Here is a 20,826-nt window from a genome sequence, read left to right as displayed (position 1 = left end):
TTGCATACCAAAGACAATTCCGGGATAACCGAAACCATCGCGACAAAGCTAGGGGTGAGAACCGTTTTTGTTGCCGGCCCCTTTTTTAAGCTTGTCGATCCGACAACCGGAGTCATGCAAGCACGGGATCGAACACGCTTTGAGCGGCTGATCCATTATTTTGAAGGCAGCGGCTGCACCGTCCATAACGCACACCGACGCGAAAGCTGGGGCGAGGCCTTCCTGGAACCCGACGACTTCACCAAACTCGACTATGATGAGATCGCCGCATCAGATCTTATTGTGGCCGTACCCGGACCACCGGCGTCGCTTGGCACACATATCGAATTGGGCTGGGCATCGGCGATGGGTAAGCCCATCGTGTTGCTGCTGGAAAAAGATGAGGACCATGCGTTGATGGTGTACGGGCTGCGCCACATCACAAAAACGGCGATAGTTGAAATAATCAACGGCGAATTCGAATTCTCGGCGCTCAAGGATGCGGTCATCGCAGTGTGCGGCGCATGAGTTCGAACCCTGGTATACACCAAGTCGCCAAGATAACGGCGCGCGACGTTGCCGACACCCTCGCCGACATCTGCCCCGATCTGGTCGTATCGTCCGTTAGCCGCGGACCCAGCAGTTACAGCAACCGACTCTGGCGAGCCGACACTAGCGACGGAGCCGTGCTGGTGCGCATCCCCGGCCGCAATACCAATGTGGAGCATGCTCGCGCCACCCTGATTGCGACGGAACTGGCTCGCCGCGCGGGCATCCCGACTGTGCACTACCGAACCTTTGCCTCGACCACCCGTCTAGGACTCCCGGTGATTGTCCAGGAGCTGCTGCCGGGTGAGAACGCAACCACTGCCGTGCGCGCAGGTCGGGCCGATATCCGTGAGATAGCCGCCAGACTCGGCGATTGGATCGGCCGCCTACACGGAGTGAGGCGCGATACTTTCGGCGACGTCGCGGTCGACGCGGGTGCGCAAAGCTGGCCCGTTGCGGTTGCAGCACAAGTTTCCGCAGCCCTGTCCACGGTGTTTGAGGACATCCTCCCTACCGACCGCACGACGATCGAAACGGCCTTCGACCAAGCCATCGCCGAACTCGGACCGACCTGCCGAGCGTCGCTGACTCATGGCGATCTGTATCTGGATAACATTCTTGTCGACTGCGGTAAACCGGTGGCACTTCTGGATTTCGAGGCTGCGCGATTCTCGGACAGATTCGCCGATTTCGGTAAGCTTAGCGAACTCCTTTTCGAGTGGTGGCCCGATAGTAAAGAGCCCTTCTTAAGAAGCTATTTCGAGCACTTTTCCGCAGCGCCGTCGGATCCGGTACGTCTGCGTCTGGGAATCGGGCTCTACGCATTGAATCAGCTTGCCTACTTCGCCAAATGGCAGCCTGACCTCGTACCGGAATACCGAATGCGCCTCGAACACTGGCTGTCCTCACGAGCCTAACTGTGACAGTCGGAGATTGTCTACTCTGCTGCGATCAGATGCGGAAAATGTAAAGGAGAGCCATATGACCGCTGCGTGGTTTACCCATTCTTACGAGACTTTTCAACAAGCATATTTGGCACATCTGCGAAGGGTGCGCGACCAGCCAGAGTTCTGCAACTCACCCCGCGGATATCACAGTCGCGAGATCCTCGGCGTTGCATATCGACTCGTCAACCCCCGCGAGCGAGTTATTCGAGTGCCAAGCCGTCGAACAAACATTGTATTCAATTTCGCCGAGGCTTTGTGGTATCTTTCTGGATCGAATTCACTCGATTTCATACGGTTCTACGCGCCGTCTATGGACAGGTACTCCACTGACGGGCACACGCTGCGCGGCACCGCATACGGACCCCGCATTTTCAACTGCGGCGGCGCAGGTTTCGACCAATGGGATAGCGTAGTGAATACGCTGCGCGCAGACCCCGACTCCAAGCGCGCTCTCATACAGATCTTCGCGCCCGAGGAACTGCTCATAGCGGGCAACATCGACGTCGCGTGCACCATCGGACTGCAGTATTTAGTCCGTGAAGGACAGTTGCACGCAGTGAGTTTCATGCGCGCAAACGACGCCTATCGCGGCGCTGCGAGCGACGTGTTCTCCTTCACGTTCCTGCAGGAAGTGCTCGCCCACCAATTGGATCTCGATGTCGGCAGCTATACTCATATCGCTGGCTCGTATCACCTGTACGATAACGATCGCGAACGCGCCGACCGGGTGTTGGCCGATCCTGATGCCAGCACCCACGCTGATCCCTTTCCGGCGATGCCGGCCGGCGATAACTGGCCGGCGATCCGGGAAGTGCTCACCTACGAGGCGTTGCTGCGTACGGGGCGCAGCCACCCAAATCGTGCGGACATCGAACGACTTGGCCTGTCGCACTACTGGACACAAGTGCTGGCATTGCTGTGCCTGCATGCCTATCGCAAACACGCCGGAAAGACCGATCCAGACCTCTTTGCCCTGCTCGATCCGCTATACGGCCAGTTGCTTGAAAACTGCTGGTGTGACAGTTATGCGACCGCATCATGACGAACCGCGACGACAACGGTCCAACAATATTGGCGTCGGCTGCCTCTAGCGTGCCGGTGGGGCTAACGATTGGCTCATCCGATTCCAGCGGAGGAGCAGGAATTCAAGGCGACATCAAAGCCATGGCTGCGGTGGGCTGTTACGCAGCGACGGTCGTTGTTGGAGTAACTGCCCAGAACACCAATGGAATCATGGACCGCTTCACCGTGCCGGTCGATACGGTGCTGACGCAGCTGGATGCCGTGTTGTCCGACATCGATGTCGACGCTATCAAGGTGGGCATGACATGGAGTGCTGCACATATCCAGGCTGTGGCCGAAAGACTCGGCGAGCTGGACACTCCTATCGTGGTCGATCCCGTGATGGTGACAGCGGCCGGTGCCAAGTTGGCCGGCGCCTGTGCCGTCGACGCCGTCCGCCGGTGGTTGTTTCCAATCGCCACTGTCATAACGCCGAATATCAGTGAGGCCAGGATGCTGACTGGCCTTTCGGACGGAACCCCATGCGAGATGGCAGAGCGCTTAGTCGAATTCGGCGCCGCCGCGGCGGTGGTGACGTGCGGCGGAGTAGATGGCGGTGAATGGTACGCCGAGGACGCGATTTCCCATGAGTTGTTCCGCCCTGGCTACGTGACCGGCGCCGAGCACGGTGCCGGTTGTTCCCACTCTGCGCTGCTAACCGGGCTGTTAGCATCTGGAACGCCCACACGTGTAGCAGCCGAACAAGCGACGCAGCTGGCTGCTGAAGGCGTTCGTGCCGGCCTGATTTCAGTCGGCAACGGCGTTCATCCGGTCGACATGCTCGGTATCGGCCAGACGTATCAGCGAAGGAAATCGAAGATCGTCAACAGTTCTTAGCGGAGTACGCCCGAGGAGAGCACTATTGTCGCCGCGAGTTGCGCAAGGATACCGAGTAATAGTACGTAGCAGAGGCGGGCCGATGTTGATCGGTGCGCTGATTGTCGATGCGGTCGGATACGGCTTGTTCATGCCGTTGTCGCTGGTCTATTTCGTCAAAATGACCGGCGTGCCGATCGGCATGATCGGTATTCTGGTCAGCTTCGCCAACGTGATCAGTCTGCCAGCCCCGCTACTCGCAGGCTGGCTCGCCGATCGTCTCGGCGCCAGACGGGTGGTCATAGCAGCCCAAGTCATCCAGGGCATGGGCTACCTGCTCTACAGTGCGGTCGCTGGACCGTACGGCATTCTATTTGCCGTCGGCCTCGTATCTTCGGGTGTGCGCTGCTTCTGGGCATGCGTATTCACCGCGATTGCCGATTTGGTAGATGGCAGCAACTCACCGTCTGCGAACAAAGACAGCTGGTATGCCTGGGCGAACATGGCGCGCACAGCGGGAATCAGTATCGGTGGCCTCATAACGTCGGTAGTCGTAGCAATCGGCACCGACGCGGCATATCGGACGATCGCACGTGGCTCCGCCGCATGCTTTCTCGCCGCGGCCGTCGCGGTTGCAACCGCGGTCCGAAGCCCGAGAGGAGGCGTTACACCACTTGAGGATGACACCTCAACACAGGGCTACCGAACGATGTTGCGGGATCGCCTGTTCATCTCGTTCGTGAGCATCAACACAGTCTTCGCGCTGTCCAGCCGAATGCTTGCCTTGAGCATGCCCGTTTTCGTAGCCGAAGCGCTGCACGGCCCATCGTGGTTGGCTCCGGTCCTCTTGGTTGCGAACACAGTAGCGCTAGCCGTACTCGCCGCTCCGGTAGTGAGAAGACTGGCGCCTTACCGTAGAACCCGAGTGATCGCTACGGCAGCAGGACTATGGGCGGCGTGGTGTATAGCGGTGGCGATCCTAGATTCGGCCGAACAAGAATGGACCATCCTCGCCCTATTTGCAGCGACCGTGCTGTTTACCACGGCCGAACTTATCCACGCTCCTCTTTCGATGGCGTTGGCTACAGCCTTGTCCCCGCCTACCGCGCGTGGACGCTACCTCGCCTCATTCCAGTATTCGTTCGTGATATCCGGAATCATTGCTCCAACGTTTTTCACAACACTTTTCCAATTCAACCATCGACTCCCCTGGCTCGTTTTAGGGATCCTGAACATCGTGGCAATTCCCGGCATGTTGTGCATAGAACGAATGATCTCGAAGCCCCAGCTCGCCAAAGATCCGGCCGCTCGAAGCGCCTGATTTGCATCCTGCGATGATTCAACATGGCCCACATTCTTCCGCACAACCAGACGTAAACGAATTAACGACACGCAACACTAACCCGGATCTTTCGCACGGTTGATGTGCTGGCCTGGTAGGTTTCGGATTTGTTTGTTGATCCCGAATTTCGGGCGTTGGGGGTGGCTGAACCGCCCGGTCAGCGGGTTCCGCCGGGTTCCTTGGGCCCGGTGTGGGTGGTCCTCTCTGGTCCCGACTTAGGACAATTTAGTGTGCACGGCCCGGGGTGATCGCTGCGATGGCTTGGCTGAGGTCGTCGGGTAGTGGATCTGCGGCGGTCAGGATTTGGCGGCCGGCTTTGATTTGCACGGTGCGGTAGCGGCGTGCGGTCCGCACGAATTTCTTGATGCTCCAACCGGTTCGGGTCTCGATGTAGTGGCTGACGGCCATGGCTGCGAACACGATCGTCAGGTGGGCGTCGATGGACTCGCGTTTGTGGTGGTAGATCGGGCGGGCCTGTAGGTCGTGCTTGGAGACATCCGAAAGGCCTTCTCGATGCGCCAGAGCTGGTGATATGCACCGATGACGAACTCCGCAGACTGGTCGGTGAGGTTGGTGGTATAGCCCTTCCACCCGGCCAGTGCCCGGCTCTTTGCCTCCAACGCACGGTCGACGGTCTTGGTGGCACCGGCTAGCTTGATGAACCGGTTGCGTTTGACCGCGGCGTGTCCGTCGACGGCGCGTTGGGCCTTGGCGACCTGCTCGTCGATCCCGCGCAGACTGCGCCGAGCCCGGTCGTGCCGGTATTGGTAGTAGGTGACCCGATCCGGGATCCCGCGGGTCTTCTCGCTGCTGGTTGCCGGCCAGGGCTGGGTCAGCACCAGCCCGTCCGGGACTGCTTCTTCGGGGTGCTTGTCACGCCATTCGCGCACCACGTCGGGCAGGAACGGGATCCGCGCACCCAGGATGTAGGAGAGGCCAGCAGCCTTTAGATCGACCTGGTTGGCTTCGGAGATCATGCCTGCGTCGGCGACCACGGTCACGTCGGTCAGGTTGTGGGCGGCCTTGAATGCGTTGATGACCGGCAGCATGGTGGCGGTCTCGGCCTTGTTGCCTTCGAATGCCTCGACCGCCAGCGGCAGGCCCGAAACGTCGGTGAGCAAGCCGATGGTAATTTGCGGCTCCAGGCGTCGCTCCTTGGAGAACCCGGGTTCGCGGAACCCGTCTGCGGTGTCAGTCTCGAAGTACAGGGTGGACACGTCGTAGAGCACCAGTGACGCCGGTCCCAGCCCGGCCCGCGCTGCACATGCCGCTGACAGTTGTTGGCGGACAGCGGGTTTGGCGAACTTCGGGAGGCGTCGTGTCACGGTGCGGTAATCGACGGCGGCCACGCCGGCCTCGGCGACCACCCGCAACGCATCGGCCTTACTGGTCGGTTCGATGATCCGCGCGAGCACCAGATCCCGGAACACCGCATCACCGCCGACAGCGGTATCGAATCCCATCACCCGATACGCGGCGCATAGCGCATCCCACAGGTGGCTGGATTTCGTGGCCAGCAGCTCCAGCGGCTCGCCATCGGTGCCGGTCGTCTCGATGCCCAGGTCTAGGGCGCCCTGGCCTTCGGCCAGCCGCTGGCGAGCAGCGGCTTTGAGCGCTTCGACCTCACCGTCATCATGGGCTGAACCCAAGTGCTCGATCTGGCGTGACCCGCGCCTCGTGGACCACACGATCTGCACGGCGACCGCGCCCGAGGCTGTCTTCACGGTGCGCACGTAGGTCACCCCAGCACCCTACGAAGCCATATTTAGTGTGCAAATTTTCGGCCGGCAACACACTAACCCACAGGTCAAAGCACTGGGCCGTCACCGACTCCCAAAAAATGTCCTAAGTCGGGCCCCGGGATTCAGAAACCGCCCCCACTACCGACCGCCCCCACTACCGCACTGCGGCAACCTCACCCAAGGGATCGGCGCACACTAATCCCCCTCCCCCCGGAACAGCCTCGAAACATCGATTTACACAACGGAACATGCAGACAGGAATTTCATTCATGAAACTGCCCCTGCGGCATTCTCAATGAATCTGGGGCACCGATGTAGAAGACAACTGGAATCGCGACATGTGTTCCAAGCCTGGGTTGCAGCGGAAACAGTTGTCGTACAGCCTAGTTCGAGCCGCCGTCGATAGCGCCGCTTAGGCGGAGAGCTTCGCGGTGGAGCGTTGCGAGTTCGGGATCGCTCGCCCAGCCATCGAACAGCGCTCGCAGTTCAGAATCGTCAAATGCGTGTTCTAGCACCCCGAGGAGAACGACCTCTCGTGTCCGTTGATCGTCGCTGCGCGCAAGTCGCTGGAGCATCGCAAGAATGGCCGCTTTTGCAGGATCCGCGTTGGGGTCCTTGGACGTTGACAGCTGGTTCAGCCAGCCAAGGACTGTGTGCGCCCACACGTAGGGGCCGTCGGGCAGGGCGGATCCGAACGTTCCAGCGAGCGCCTCTTCAAGGAACTCGATGCAGAGCTCGATGCGCCGCGCTCCAGAGAGCCCCGGCACATCCCCAGGATGAACGTAAACCGTGTGGAATGCTAAGTACCGCAGTTGAGGATCGGCCGCCGAAGCCCATTCCTCCAGCCGCGTTAACGGGACCGGACCGTGTCCGGTTTGGCTGGTCATTATTCTTGAGTCACCACTCGTACACCATTACTGGCGAGAATGCCGAGCACAGTCGCGAGTGCCTCCTCGGAGAGGATTCCGGCGAGAGCACCGACAACCACTGCTCCACACGGCTCGGCCACGATGCATGCGATTATTAGCCCGATGACCACCACGGCTATCGCGTACGGCAGGGCCTCATAGATCTGGTCTTTTATCCGCTCGCGCCGCTGCTCGGGAGACTCTTCGGGTACCGACTCGGGCACGGGGATGTAATGCGGCTGGTCTCTGCATTTGATTTGGGCGATGTTTACACAGTTTTCCAGAGCGCGCGTGAGGTCTTCGATCTCTGCGAGATGACGTCCCCCTGGATAATTCGCATCGGGATGAGTTAAGTCCCATTCCCGATGGCGCTTGATTGTGTGCTTGAGATAGTTGATCTTCAGCGAGATGGTTGAGCAGTCATCGGACATACTGCAGCTCAGCTCGGTACCCTCGGGAGGGTGGTACGGCCCTCCCTCAGCCGTCCGGCTGATTGTCGACGAATGCGATTTGCCCTGCTGTACGACGTGGGTAAGCTCGTGGGCGAGTAGCTGGTCGCCGCTCGGTGTACCCGGAGTGTATTGGCCACCGCTGAAGAAAATGTGCGAACCAATGGTGTATGCGGACGCGTCGATAGCACGGGATGCGAGGGCTGCGTGGTGGTCAGTATGGATGCGGACCTCGCGGAAATCGTGTCGCACAGTAAGTTTCGGCTCCAGTGAAGCGTCGTTTGATGCGGTGATCCTTTCAGCGATGGCGTCGGCCTCGCGCTCCTCAGCCGAACGTGGATCGCTTATCAGGCTCGTTTGCTGCGGGGAAGAGCGCGCCGCCGAGATCGGGACTGAGGCGCCGACCGTGTCGAAGCGGCGCTCCATCCGGGCTCGGACCTCGGTTGGCAGAGGGATGCCCGGCGTGTTAAGTGCATCAATGAGGGCAATAGGGGCACCTGCGCCTTTGTCGTCAATGGATCGGTCGAGCTGATCCCGATCGCTGCAGTCGGCGGGATTGCAGCCGCAAGCCATTCCCGAGCAGCGTTGGATCGGCCCGACAAGGCCAGCCGTTGGCGCGCTCAGACCAATGTCCCAGCCGAAACCTGCGCTGAGACTTTCGGCGAGAGAGGCGGATGGACCGTTCCTCGACGCAACGTTGACAGTGGGCCGAACACGGTGGTGGCTGGTCGATTCGAGGCGCGACCTTGATAAGGAGGGTTGCAGAAAAGGCAGCTCGGACCGCTGCACGTGCTGGAGGACGGACAGACTGTCGGATTCAGCGGGCTGTGGCAGCTGCCGTGAGCGCATTAAGTGGCGCGAAGGCCTTGTCGGGTTCACAGTCGCCTTCGAATCCTGAGTGGCGCTCTTTGAGCCGAACATGCCTCACCAATCCTTCGGGCGCTGCGTCTCGGCGCCCTGCTAATTCTGACTCGCCGCCACCCGTACGGTCGAGGTGGACTTTCTGCCAATATGCCCAGCGGCCCTCGACCTCGACCTCGACCTCGACCACATTCGGCCTTATGCCCAACCACCGGACGGGCTGTTGACTTATCAACCAGCTCCCGAATGGATGTCTCATCGAGGGGGCACCGCCGTCGGCAGGGGCGCCGCCGGAGTCATTATCGCCGCAATTATCGATCGGTCCGGGCGGCGGGTATGTGCTGCGGAACCCACCCCACTGCGATAAAACCCAGAACGGACTGGCTTTCGCCGGCTAGCGTCCGAGTCGTTAATTCGGGTGCAGCCCTCGCTCCTGTTTCCGAGCGTGGGTCTTATGGAGGAAAAGTGTTGGTGGTTTCAACTTTTCCCCCACGTTCGACGTATTCACCAGCGGGATGAGCGGTCGAGGATGCTGGTGCACTAGTAATGACCCGCCGGCTAGTGAGTGACCGCCCCAGATGGATGGGGTGCCACTGTGTGACTGCCGTTGGGCATGAACACGTGCACGCCGGTCGGGTCGGCGACGAACTGCGGGCGGCCCTGCGCGACGGCGCGCGCACCGAACCAGCTTTGGCACCCAGGGCATAGCGGCTTCGACGACGCGAATACCTGCTCGGTTGTGCCGGCAGCCTGTTGACGCTCAGAATGTGAACTCTCGTACTGCCCTTCGCCGCCCGCGGGATCACGATAGTGCGGCTGCGTCTCGTGGCCGGCCTCTCTGCCCTCGGCTTGCGCCTGCTCGGTCGCGGCGCCCTTCTCCCCCGCCCAACCGCTGGTAACCGGAGGGGCCCCCGGCTTGCCGGCAATGTTCTTGGGGTTCTCGATGTCGGGCAGCCGGGCGAATTCATCGGACGCGTCGGCGATGTGTGACTGGTATTCGGGGAGGTCGAGCACGTTGGCATCCTTGGGATCGACATCGGTGAGGCCGACGTCTTTGGATTGGTCGGCGGCCTGCTCGGTGGCCAACTTGCCCAACTCGCTTCCCTCTCGTCCCGACGCCGCTTCAAGCTCTGGGATCAGCTTGGCAATCGCGGCCGCGCGGCTCGGGAAGTCCTCGATTCCCTCCGCAGTCTCAAGCTTGGCTTCCAGGCCTGGATCTTTGAGCGCCTCGGCATACCTGGCTCGTATCTCCTTGCAGGGCGATCCGCAGACCTCACAGATTCCGTCCGCGCCGACTTTGACCTCCCTGGTCCCGTCAGCTGAGGTCGCCTCGCCGGCGACTGGCTTGCCGTCGGACATTTCGGCCTCGGATCGATTGGGGCCGGCGTTGTCAGCGGTTTTGTCTCCCGGTGTGGATCCCTCGGACGGCTCGGCGCCTGGCGCGTTCGTGTCGCCCGGCCTGGCCTCGCCGGGCCTGGGTTCGCCTGCCGGGCTGGCGTTCTCGCCCTCAGGGATCGTAACTTTGGCGATTTCACCCCTGCCCGCCGCGGGGTATTCACCGGGCGGCAGCGGTGCGCTTGTTTCACCCGACGCCCGCTTTCCTTTGCCGCCGATCAACAGCATCAACACCAGGACGGTGGATGCGCCGACGGCCCTGGCGAGCGCCGCGCCGGCGGCTTTTACCTCAGCGTTGCTTGTCGCCCCGGCCCCCTTAAGGAACTTCCCGACGTCGGTTCCGATATCCACGGCCATCTGGTAGTTGAGCCCCGCCTCAACCGCGATCTTGATCAACTCGATGACGGCGACCCCGTCAACGAGAACATTGGCACCCGGAACGAATTGCAGGAGAGTAAAAGCAATCGACAACCCAACCATCATCTCCAGGGAGCCGACGAGATTGTTGTAGATCTCCTCGCCGATGGTGTCCTTGGAGCACAAGAGGGCCTTGCCCAGTTTGTCGCTCGCGCTCGCCGATTTCACGTCGAATCCGGCCAGGCAGTCGTCGGCTGAGCCCGCGTTTGCTGCTCCCGCATCGGCCGCAGCCGGCTGCTGCGGACTGGATTCGCTGTGCCCCTTCGCGTAACCCTCGTTATAGTCCGTCAGGGCATCGCCCTGCCGTGGGCCCGGCGCTGCCTCGCCACCGTTGACGCCGTCCTGATAGCCCTGTTTGTAGTCGTCGGACTGCGTTCCCGGTGGCGTCGAGGCTGTTCGCTGCGTGAATTCGTGATGTCCCCGGGCGTAGCCGTCGTCGTACTCGGTGAGCGCGTCCGCGTCGCGTGGCCCGGGCGCCGAGTCCGCACCGCTCAGGCCGTCTTGATACCCCTGTGTGTAGTCCGCCGACGGCTGCGAGCCCCCGGGCGCGGGTGCTTGGGGTGCCGCGTGGGCTGGGGCTGGTGGTGGCGGGGCGGCGTTCTGCGCTGCCGGCGCCTGGGGTGAGGGGGCGGCCGCCGCTTGCGACGCGGTTTGCTGGGTGAATTCGTAATGGCCTTTGGTGTAGCCCTCGTTGTAGTCGGTGAAAGCGTCCTCGCTGCGTGGTCCCGGGGCCGGGTCTCGGCCATTCACGCCGTCCTCATACCCCTGTTTGAAATCCTCGGAGTTAGCGTCGAGCTGGATCGAACCATTGGCCGCCTTGAGCTGTGTGCCTCCATCGCCGGCCGTGCCGAGCACGTCAACGGCCCCGCCCCGTGCCGCGGTCTCGCCGGCGACGTCGGCTTCGTGCTCGAGGTCGCCGTCGGTGGCCACGGACGCCCCACCTCCTGCTGCCGGCGACGTCACGCGGCCGGCGGCCTGCTGCACGACGTGGGTGAGCTCGTGTCCGATCAGTTTGCGACCCTCGGCTGTCGTGGGCGCGTAGCGGCCTTTCGCAAAGACGATGTGCTCGCCTTGGGTGTATGCGTGCGCGTGGACTTGGCGAGCCGATTCGGCCGCCGTGGGATCGGCGTGCACCCGCACGGTACTGAAGTCGACGCCAAAGCGTGGCTCCATGAGCCTTCGGGTGCCAGCGTCGAGCCGCTCGCCGGGTGATTGCAAGACACTGTGGACCAGCGGCGGTGCCGTGCTGTGTTCTAGGCCGCCGTCACTAGCCTTCGGCTGCAGCCACCGCGGGTGTTGTTCCGACTGTCCTGATTGGCATTCCGCGCAGGTGCCTGCGCAATCACATTTCCGCTGCAGTGCTGGGTGGCGGCAGGGCTGCTTGGGGGCGGGCGCGCCGGCGCGGAGCTGCTGCGGGTGCGCTGCGTCAGCGGCGCGGTGGTCTGCCGCAGGGTCGCCGTGGCTCGCCGGCGCCGGATAGATGGTTGCCTGACCGGGTCTGGGTTCGACGACGGGACGCCGCGCGAAGTCCAGTGATGGGTTTATGGCGTGGTGTTGATGCCGACTCGGTTCTGGGTGCCGGACTCCCGATAGGGGCGTCCACCCATGGTCACTGGTCTCGGGTCGGCTCAGCGCTGACTGGTTGTCCATGGCTTCGCGGCGGACACGGGTATGTGTTGTGCCGCCGCGGGATCCCGTCGCCCGCCCGTTGGACTGCGGTACGGAGCTACGCGTCGAGGACGTGGCCGCCGTTGTCTGCGTCGCGATCTGGGGAGTCAGCATCGCTCACCTTCCTTGCCCGCTTGACCCTGGTTACGCGCCCGGCGTTGCGCTCCGGGCGCGCTGGTGATCGTGTGCGGTTCAGCCTGACCCATTCTGACTGGTCGATAAGGGCACGGTCGATGCCGGTTTTCTCCTGATACGCACATCGATACATTGCGTTGACGACACCACGATCCCGCGTCGGACACGATTGGTCGTCGATCTACGAACGGAGCGCGCGATGGCGGATTCCCACGTCGCTGTAATTGGCTCGTCGCCGGTCAGTTTTCATGACAGCAACGGGGCACAACATGTCATCCCTTTGTCGGCATTGCAGTTCAGTGGATCGGCCGTGCAAGTGACGAACGCATGGAAGAAGGTGGCGGTCCTCGCTGCGAACGAGGCGACCATCGAGGCGGTCGCTCAGGCCCGCGCCGCCATCGGCGAACTCCTCCCGGCTCCAACGCCGGCACCGTCCGCCGCCTCCGCAGGTGAGGGTGGCCAGTCTGGCGGCGGCAACGCCGGCGGAGCTGCCGAGCCCGGTGGCGGCGGCCAAGCGGGCGGTGGCCAAGCATGACCGTAGTTGTGCGGGCAGCTGTCGCGGTGTTTGGACGCCCGGCCATGCACAGGAGCCGACGCACAGCTTGCGTCGCCGCCACCGACCTGCAGTACGTCTGAGGGAGGAAACCCCACATGCCGGTCACGCCAACATATCCCGGCCTCTACATCGAAGAGGTCCTTAGCAACGCGCACACGATCACGGCAGCACCCACCTCGGTGACGGTGTTCGTCGGCTACACACACCCATATAAGACAAAGCCTCGGAATTACGGCGCGGCTATTGAGGTCTTCAGCTTCAGTGACTATGAGCGAGAATTCGGCGGTTTGTTTGATGTGGACTGGCTGGCCGACGACGTCGGCCGAGCGGTCTTCCAGTTCTTCGCCAATGGCGGCGCGGATGCCTGGATCATCGCGCTGCAGCCCGAATTTCACGACTTGAGCAACAACACACCAACCGCTATCACCAATCCGACCCTGCTGGTGGGCGATGCGAACCACGGCATCACTTTCACCGGGCTCGAGCCTGTCGACGCCAACCAAACCCTGCAGGTCTCGATACACGCTCGTCAGAGCAGCGGCAGCAACACCAATGACCTGGCCGATATGACGATCACTTACGGCGGCCGCGCCGAGTCATACCGAGGCGTGACGCTCGATTCGTCAGATACCACCAACTTCATCGAGAAGCGGATCGGCACGACCGCCAATCCGGTGTCCTCCCTGGTGACTGTAGCGCCCACCGCCGCCTACCCGACGGCCTGGGCGGAGCAGTCGGCGACTGCGCTCGATGGTCACCTGCCGACCAACCCGTTCACCACCTTCTTCCCGGGGGACTTCACGGCGGCATTCGATGCCGACCGGGCGCTGGACAAGATTCCGATCTTTAATCTCCTTCTCACACCGGGGATCTCAGATGTCGGAGTGGTCGGCGAGGCGCTGGCGTTCGCAGAGCGCAAACGCGCCTTTGTGGTGGTGGACCCGCCCGCCGATGCTGCCGCGGACCCGACCAGCAACCCGCTGCCGTTGATCGCCGACGTGATGACCAATTTGGTGCCCAAGAGCCAAAACGGCGCGCTGTACTTCCCGTACCTGGTGTCGAGCGATCCCGCGACCGGCGCTCCGTTGTCCCTGCCGCCGTCGGGCTTTGTCGCGGGCGTGATCGCGCGCGAGGACACCAACCGGGGCGTCTGGAAAGCGCCGGCGGGCTACGAGGCGCTGGTGTCGAACACAACGGGTGTGGTGGCGTCTGGGCGGATGACTGATGCGCGCCAGGGCACCCTCAACCCAATCGGGGTCAATTGCCTGCGCACGCTTCCCGGTATCGGCACCGTCGTCTTCGGTGCGCGCACCCTGGTGGCCGCCAATCCCGCCTTTCAGCAGTACAAGTACGTGCCGGTACGGCGAATGGCGCTGTTCCTCGAACAGTCATTGCTTCAGTCGCTGGGATGGGTGATCTTCGAGCCCAACGACGTTCCGCTGTGGGTGTCGATCAAGACCACGATCGACAACTTCATGCTGGGACTGTTCAACCAGGGCGCGTTCCAGGGTTCCACGCCCAGCCAGGCGTTCCAGGTGGTCTGCGATGCGACCACTACCACGCCCGACGATCAGGCCAACGGGATCGTCAACATCGTCGTCGCGTTCGCCCCACTCAAGCCGGCCGAGTTTGTGATCATCAAGATCGCCCAGCTCGCCGGCCAGACCCAGTCGTAGGAGGCCACGATGACTGCGCCGCTAAAACCGTTCTCCGTCAACATCTCACGCTTTGACCCCTATAAGAGCTACCGGTTCCTGGTCTACTTCGAGGGATCAACTTCACCGGTTGCCGGGCTGAGCAAGGTGACCGCGGTCAAGCGCTCCGCCGATGTCGTCGAGTACAAGGAGGGTGGGTACGCGATCATCCGCAAGGGCATCGGTCGGACCAAGTATGAGCCCATCACCATGGAACGTGGTGTTACCCACGACAACGCGTTCGAGTTGTGGGCCAACGCCGCACAGGTACTCGACAAAGGCGCGCCGTCGTCGTCGCTGGCCCATTTGCGCAAGGAAATCCGCATCGAACTGCTCAACGAGCAGGGCCAGCCGGTGCACCGCTACCTCGTACACCGCGCGTGGGTGTCGGAATACCAGGCGCTACCTGACCTCGACGCCGGCTCCAGCGCCGTGGCGATCGAGCACATCAAAGTCGAGAACGAAGGCTGGGAGCACGACCTGTCGCTCACGGAGCCAAAAGAGTTCTAAACAACCATGATCACTTTGCCGATCAGCCGCCTATGCACACGATGGCGGCCGTCGAACGGGCACGACGACATCGCGCTCGCCGACAGCCCGCCCGGCCTCGCCGGCACGGTCAAATGGCTGTCGGTGTGCGTCGATGTCGATGTGGCGCGGTTGCCGGTCGGGGACTTGGACTGGCTGATCGTGGGCCACAGGCGCGAACTGCGTGGCGACAGTTTGGTCGCCGAGGGTAGCTGCGATCGGTGCGCGGCAATCATCGACCTGCAACTCAGCATCGCCGACTATGCCGCCTATCACCGTCCGCGGCCGTCGCGCAGTGCCGTGCCTGGCAGCGACGGCTGGCTGACATTGCGGCACATGCCCGACGTGTCGTTTCGGATCCCCGCCGTGGCCGACGTCGTCTCGAGCCTCGAGTCGGACGTGCCGCGAGCAGCACTGCTGCGGTCATGCACCCGAGGCCCGGTGACGGCGCGCGCCGCGCGGGCGGTCGAAACCGCCCTTGCCCGGCTGGCCCCCACCCTGCGCGCCGATGTGTCCGGCACATGTCCGGAGTGCTCGGCGAGCGTGGTATTCGACCTCGACGCACGCGAATTGTGTATGGCAGAGCTGCGGTTCGTCGCCGCCTCGGTGTACGACGACGTCAACCTCATCGCGTCGATGTACCACTGGAGCGACACCGCCATCCTTGACCTGCCTTCGGCGCGCAGACGGTGCTACGCCGACATGATTGCCGGGCGCCACCACTCGCAGCTGGGGGTCGCGGTTGCCTAAACCTCGGAGCTACTTCAGCAGACTGCTCGATGACGCCGATCGCGCCGCCGGCGCCATGGCGCGGGCGCCGCGGCAGCTCGATTGGGGTCCGACCCGCCCCGCCTCGGTTGTCGATGACGGGCTTACCCATCGCACTGCGGGGCAGCCCGTGGCCGCGCCCCCGCCACCCGATGAGAGCCGCCAGTCAGCCCCCGAGATCAGCGGACAAACCGCCGCGCGGACCGAAACGGAACCCGCTGCACCACCAGTATCACCGTCACCGGAATCTTCTCCGCCACAGCATGTCCCGGTACAACCAACGATCCCCCGACCATCCGAACCCCGAGTGCAGCAGCCCGCGTTTTCCGCGGTGGCTTGCACATCCGAAGTCGACGTGGCGCCACCGCGGGCGAATGGCGAGAGCTCGGGGCCGCGATCGAGCGAGAAGAGCGCCTCGACACCCCCGCCGGTGCCGCCCGCGGGGCCGGTGCGACTGCCCGCCGTGGCCGCCGCTGCGTTCCAACGGCTGACCGAGTTGTCGACACCACCGGCTGCCGCATCGGCGAAACCTTCTGCTTTCCAAGAACTTCCGACCGCAGCAGTTCTGCCTGTCCAACCACCCATGACCACCACGCACGCCCCCGGCCCGGCTGGCGCTCCCCCGCCGACACCCACCGTTGAACGCAAGCCCCCACCATCGAGAGGCACGCAGGTACACATCGGCAGCATCGAGGTCATCACCACCGCCCCGGCACCCCCGCCGGGGCCGCCACCCGCCGTTGCCAGGTCGGCACCTGCGCCGACCCCACCGGCCAGCCAACGGCTCAGCCGCCCGCACAGTTCATATGGCTTCGGACAGGTGTGAGCGGCCATGCAGGACTTGACGATCGTCACCGACGCGCTGCTCAAGATCATCAACGACGCACTGGCCGCCAGCCCGCTGTACGGCCAGGCCGGTCCGCCGTTTTCGCTGAACGTCACCGGCCAACATCCCGAGACACCCAACGGCGGCGGACACGACTGCGAACTCAACCTTTATCTCTTCCATATCGGCTCCGATAAGTACCTGGCCAACCAGTTCTGGACACAAGCCTCTCAGCGCGGCGGCAAGCAGCCCGTCGCGTTCGAACCGCTGTCGCTGGATTTGTGGTACATGCTCTCGGCGCAGTCGAAGCTCAGCTATACCCAAGAACAACTGGTGCTCAGCATCGCGATGGAGGCACTGCACCAAAACGCGACATTCACCCTGAACACACCCACACCCGGTCGGAACCCGGTGACGCCCAGCCAAGCAGCGTTGGTGCTGGAAGCAACAACATTCGACGAAATGAGCCGACTTTGGCAGGCCCTGGCGATCCCGCTGCGCACCACCGCCCAATACCGGGTCAGCGTCGCGTTCCTGACTCCCGCCGACGCTCCACCCGCCGACGAGCCCGGGGTCACCGACATCGGTCTGGCGGCGACACCATCGGCCCCGAGCAGCGACGCGTCGCTGCCGCATCTGTTCGCCACCCGCCGCGCGGTGACCTACACCGCGCCGTCGTCGACGGTGACCTTTCAGCAATGCCCAGCCGCCGCTGCGCCGGCGCCGAACGGTGTTGGCGGCCAGGTGGTGTCGCTGGACGGGTTCGGTGTCCAAGACAGCGACCACGTGCTGCTGGTGTCATTCGACACCGCCGGCAACCCGACCGAGACCGACGTCACCTCGACGTGGAAGCAACCGATCACCCCGCCATACCCGGCACCACCGGCCAACGGGGTGCCGTTCTTGCTGCGCGCACCCGAGGGCGCCGCGGTGGGGCCGGGACGCTACGAACTGCTCATCACCCGTCCGTCGGTGCCGGGATTCCGGTCGAATTCGGTGCCACTGTATGTTGCTCCGTGGATCAACCCGGCCGGGGGGCCGCTGCTCAACCACGACGGCAACCAGATCTACACCATGGATGTGCGCAACGTGCCCGAGGCCGGTGCGGCACTGCGGGTGGGCAGCGAGCAGCTCACCCGCATCGGCGACGGCGCGGCACCCGGGCCCGGGCACTGGCAATGCAGCGGCGGGTCGCAGATCACCTTCACCGCGCCGGCCGGCACCCCGCCGGGACAGCACCAGATCGGACTGCGCGCCGGCGACGTGGAGGCCGATCCGGCACTGTGGGCGGTGGTGTAGATGGGCTGGCTCCCCGCAATGCACCGCCTGGTAGGCGCTCACGTGATCGCCCTGCGGGAACGCTGGGAGGCGCGACCCAGCCCCGGCAGCGTTCACGACATCATCGATGAGATCGTCGCGGCCGACGATCCGGGGTGGGCCCCAGCGGTGCGCGAGGCCGCCGAGGACGCCGACGCCGCGATCGCCGCCGATCACCGCTGGGTGCGACTGACCGAAGCGCTTGGCCTGCCCGCACCCGAGGTGCAGTGGCTGGCCTTGCTGGCGGCCTGCGAGCTCAACCCCCGCCTCACCCGGGTGATGGGCTACATCGATGACACCGCCTCCCCGATCCCCCCCTCCCCCGCCCTGGCCGCACACCTGTGGAACTGGCCGCTGGGATACCAGCCCGGACCGGCATCGCAGATGGTGCGCTGGGAGCTCGCCGGGCCCGCCGAGGGATGGCAGTCAACCACCCCATGGGGTATCGACTCCGATGTCGCGGCCTTCCTCGCCGGGCGCGACGACTGGCGCGACGTGCGCGCCGACGCATCGGTGCTGGACATATCCGGGCTTGAGTGCCTACACCCCGCGCTTCTTGCCGAAATGCACTCCGCGGCAAAGACTCTCGATTCAACCGCCTGCCAGGTCGAACTGGTCGGGCCGAGCGGATCGGGACGACGCACCCTGCTGACCCAGCTGGCCGATGCGCTCGGGCGCCGGGTCGCGCTGATTGACCCCGACTCCGGGATGCGCGGTCTGCGCACGGCGCGCCTGCTGGACGCCGTGCCGCTGTGGGTCATCGACGGCGACCATCCCGCACCCGCCAACCCTGGCGGCGGGCTGGTCTTGGCCGCCCGCACCGCCGCACCCGCCGCCCCCAGCGACGGCGCGGTGCGACTCACCTGGGCGATGCCGCCGATCCGGGTCGACCAGCGCGAGCGGTTGTGGACGGCGGCCACCCCCCGCCCGGCGCCGGCACTGCTGACCGACTGGGATCTCACCCCGGCCGATGTGCACAGCGGCGCGGCGGCCGCAGCGGCAGGTCCCGTGATCGCAGCACGAGTGATCCGCAACCGGGTCCGCCGCGGAACTTCCCCATCGATGTCGCCGCTTGCCTTGCCCTACGACTGGGACGATTTGGTCGTGCCCCCGCACGTCGAGGCCGCGCTGCGCCGACTGTGTGATCAGGTGCTGTTTCGCCGAGATGTCTTGGACCGCTGGGAATTCCGCAGGCTGGTGCCCATGACCGCCGGGGTGACGGCGCTGTTCGCCGGCCCCAGCGGCACCGGCAAGACGATGGCGGCTCAGGTGCTGGCGCGCACACTGGACCTGGACTTGTTCCGCGTCGATCTGGCCACGGTGGTCAGCAAGTACATCGGCGAGACCGAAAAGCAGCTCGCGGCGGTGTTCGAGGAAGCCGAACGCAGCCACGTGCTGGTGTTCTTCGACGAAGCCGACGCCCTGTTCGGCCAGCGCACCAAGGTGCGCGACGCGCACGACCGGTTCGCCAACATCGAAATCGACTTCCTGCTGCAGCGTTTGGACACTTTCCGCGGGGTGGGCATCCTGGCCACCAACCGCAAAAGCGATCTGGACGCGGGGTTTTTGCGGCGGCTGCGCACCATCGTCGACTTCGTCGCCCCCACACTCGCGGAGCGGCTGCGGCTGTGGCAGCTGGCGTTGCCGGCGCACACGTCCACGGGTGAGCCGATCACCGCCGACCTCGATCATGAGTGGCTGGCGTCGTCGCTGGACCTCACCGGCGCCGAGATCAAGGCGATCGCCTTGGCCGCCGCGTTCGATGCACGCCGATCCGATGAGCTGATCACCGTGTCGTTCGTGCTGGAAGCGGCGCGGCGGGAAATGGCCAAACGCGGAGCGGTGCTGCGCGTCGAAGACCCCATGGCGGTGGGCCAATGACCACACCTGCAGCCTTGCCGACGACCTCACCCAGGACCGGTGCCGCGGCGCAGAAAGTGTCGATCGGGCGGTTGAGCCTGCATCTCGGGGCCCTCTCAGAAGCCGATGCCCGGCGCCTGGCCCAGCTCGTCGGCCTGGCACTGGGGCGGGTGCCGCTGCGGGCCGCCGATCACGTCACGGTGACGATCCCCGAGCAGACCGGAAAACCGGTCCAGCAGATCGCCGACGTCGTGGCGCATGCCATCGAAGAGGCCCTGCGCGTGGAGGGTGCCCAATGACGTATCTGCGTGGGGCGCTCGTGGAATTCATGCCCACCCCCCTCATCCCCATCCCCAACGTCATCGTGTTTCAGTACAACCCCGAGACGATGACGCACACCTGGACTCAGCCCGACGCGCCCGCGGCCGGCCCGAACCAGACCACGTCAAATCCGTTGGCCGTCAACGGCAACCCGGGGGAATCCTTTTCGTTCACCATGTCGCTGGATGCCGCCGATTCGATCGCCGACGGCTCCGTCAGCGCGGGGCTGGCCGAGATCAGCGGCGTGTACTCACGCATCGCGGCGCTGGAGATGCTGCTGTATCCCGCCGATGCCACCACCGACGGCCTGCTCGGCACGGTCACCGCAGCGATCGGCGGGGCCCTGGGCATCGGTGGTGGCGGCCCACCTCCCCGGTCTATTCCGGCCCACGTCCTCAATATCGTGCTGTTCGTTTGGGGGCCCGGCCGGATCGTGCCGGTGCGGGTGACCGCGCTGACGATCCACGAAAAGCTCTACGACGAACTGCTCAACCCCACCAAAGCCGAGGTGCAGATCACCCTGAAGGTGCTGACCAGCGACGACCTCAAACACGACACCGAGACGCTGGCCGGGGTGGCCAGGACCGCCGCTGACTACACCAACGGTCTGCGTCAGGCACTGGCGGTGGCCAACCTGGTTAACGCCGTCGAGTCCATCGTCGGAATGCTGCCGGTCTAAGGCACCC

General features: G+C 64.0%; 16 protein-coding genes and 1 pseudogene. 13 read left to right on the top strand and 4 right to left on the bottom strand.

Annotated features, from left to right (window positions below; all coding sequences use genetic code 11):
* From SKC42_RS25220 to SKC42_RS25200, 5 genes are all read left to right on the top strand, one after another.
* Positions 1 to 507, top strand: coding sequence for a nucleoside 2-deoxyribosyltransferase (locus SKC42_RS25220; protein WP_330966970.1), 507 nt, complete (start codon positions 1 to 3; stop codon positions 505 to 507).
* A complete protein-coding gene (locus SKC42_RS25215; protein ID WP_330966969.1) occupies positions 504 to 1,445 on the top strand; it encodes a phosphotransferase family protein in 942 nt (313 codons plus the stop codon). Before SKC42_RS25220 ends, SKC42_RS25215 begins: the two co-directional genes overlap by 4 nt.
* Positions 1,446 to 1,509: 64 nt before the next feature.
* On the top strand, positions 1,510 to 2,517 hold the full coding sequence (locus tag SKC42_RS25210; protein ID WP_330966968.1) for a thymidylate synthase: 1,008 nt from the start codon (positions 1,510 to 1,512) through the stop codon (positions 2,515 to 2,517).
* Positions 2,514 to 3,374 (top strand): bifunctional hydroxymethylpyrimidine kinase/phosphomethylpyrimidine kinase, encoded by an 861-nt coding sequence (gene thiD / locus SKC42_RS25205; RefSeq protein WP_330966967.1) that lies wholly within the window; start codon positions 2,514 to 2,516, stop codon positions 3,372 to 3,374. The genes SKC42_RS25210 and thiD overlap by 4 nt, the downstream gene beginning before the upstream one ends.
* Positions 3,375 to 3,456: 82 nt before the next feature.
* Positions 3,457 to 4,674, top strand: coding sequence for an MFS transporter (locus tag SKC42_RS25200; RefSeq protein ID WP_330966966.1), 1,218 nt, complete (start codon positions 3,457 to 3,459; stop codon positions 4,672 to 4,674).
* Between the two features lie 246 nt (positions 4,675 to 4,920).
* Here SKC42_RS25200 and SKC42_RS25195 read toward each other — a convergent pair.
* The 4 genes and pseudogenes from SKC42_RS25195 to SKC42_RS25180 all read right to left on the bottom strand — a co-directional run bounded on the left by SKC42_RS25195 (position 4,921) and on the right by SKC42_RS25180 (position 12,117).
* Positions 4,921 to 6,437 (bottom strand): annotated as a pseudogene (locus SKC42_RS25195) (IS1634 family transposase).
* A gap of 383 nt (positions 6,438 to 6,820) precedes the next feature.
* Entirely contained in the window at positions 6,821 to 7,324 is a 504-nt protein-coding gene (locus tag SKC42_RS25190) for a hypothetical protein (RefSeq protein WP_330966965.1), read from the bottom strand.
* Positions 7,324 to 8,220, bottom strand: coding sequence for an eCIS core domain-containing protein (locus tag SKC42_RS25185; RefSeq protein ID WP_330966964.1), 897 nt, complete (start codon positions 8,218 to 8,220; stop codon positions 7,324 to 7,326). Before SKC42_RS25185 ends, SKC42_RS25190 begins: the two co-directional genes overlap by 1 nt.
* A 993-nt stretch (positions 8,221 to 9,213) precedes the next feature.
* Positions 9,214 to 12,117, bottom strand: a complete 2,904-nt coding sequence (locus tag SKC42_RS25180; protein ID WP_330966979.1) for an eCIS core domain-containing protein — start codon at positions 12,115 to 12,117, stop codon at positions 9,214 to 9,216.
* Between the two features lie 352 nt (positions 12,118 to 12,469).
* Between SKC42_RS25180 and SKC42_RS25175 the strand changes: the two genes are divergently transcribed.
* From SKC42_RS25175 to SKC42_RS25140, 8 genes are all read left to right on the top strand, one after another.
* Positions 12,470 to 12,805, top strand: coding sequence for a hypothetical protein (locus SKC42_RS25175; RefSeq protein ID WP_330966963.1), 336 nt, complete (start codon positions 12,470 to 12,472; stop codon positions 12,803 to 12,805).
* A gap of 116 nt (positions 12,806 to 12,921) precedes the next feature.
* Positions 12,922 to 14,502, top strand: a complete 1,581-nt coding sequence (locus SKC42_RS25170) for a phage tail sheath family protein (protein WP_330966962.1) — start codon at positions 12,922 to 12,924, stop codon at positions 14,500 to 14,502.
* Between the two features lie 9 nt (positions 14,503 to 14,511).
* Complete coding sequence (locus tag SKC42_RS25165) at positions 14,512 to 15,030, top strand: phage tail protein (RefSeq protein WP_330966961.1); 519 nt, start codon at positions 14,512 to 14,514, stop codon at positions 15,028 to 15,030.
* Positions 15,031 to 15,036: 6 nt separating this feature from the next.
* Positions 15,037 to 15,798, top strand: coding sequence for a hypothetical protein (locus tag SKC42_RS25160; RefSeq protein ID WP_330966960.1), 762 nt, complete (start codon positions 15,037 to 15,039; stop codon positions 15,796 to 15,798).
* An 850-nt stretch (positions 15,799 to 16,648) separates the two neighbouring features.
* The gene (locus SKC42_RS25155) at positions 16,649 to 17,941 is read left to right on the top strand and encodes a DUF4255 domain-containing protein (protein WP_330966959.1); all 1,293 of its coding nucleotides are present in this window, start codon (positions 16,649 to 16,651) and stop codon (positions 17,939 to 17,941) included.
* Positions 17,942 to 19,840: an ATP-binding protein gene (locus tag SKC42_RS25150; protein WP_330966958.1), complete on the top strand. Its 1,899-nt coding sequence runs from the start codon at positions 17,942 to 17,944 to the stop codon at positions 19,838 to 19,840.
* Complete coding sequence (locus SKC42_RS25145) at positions 19,837 to 20,118, top strand: hypothetical protein (protein ID WP_330966957.1); 282 nt, start codon at positions 19,837 to 19,839, stop codon at positions 20,116 to 20,118. Before SKC42_RS25150 ends, SKC42_RS25145 begins: the two co-directional genes overlap by 4 nt.
* Positions 20,115 to 20,819 carry a hypothetical protein gene (locus SKC42_RS25140; protein WP_330966956.1) on the top strand — a complete coding sequence of 235 codons (705 nt, stop codon included), beginning with the start codon at positions 20,115 to 20,117 and terminating at the stop codon, positions 20,817 to 20,819. Before SKC42_RS25145 ends, SKC42_RS25140 begins: the two co-directional genes overlap by 4 nt.
* Positions 20,820 to 20,826 lie beyond the last annotated feature (7 nt).

Source organism: Mycobacterium sp. 050134, assembly GCF_036409085.1.
In the GTDB taxonomy this organism is placed as follows: Bacteria; Actinomycetota; Actinomycetes; order Mycobacteriales; family Mycobacteriaceae; genus Mycobacterium.
This window is presented reverse-complemented; position numbering and strand designations above follow the sequence as displayed.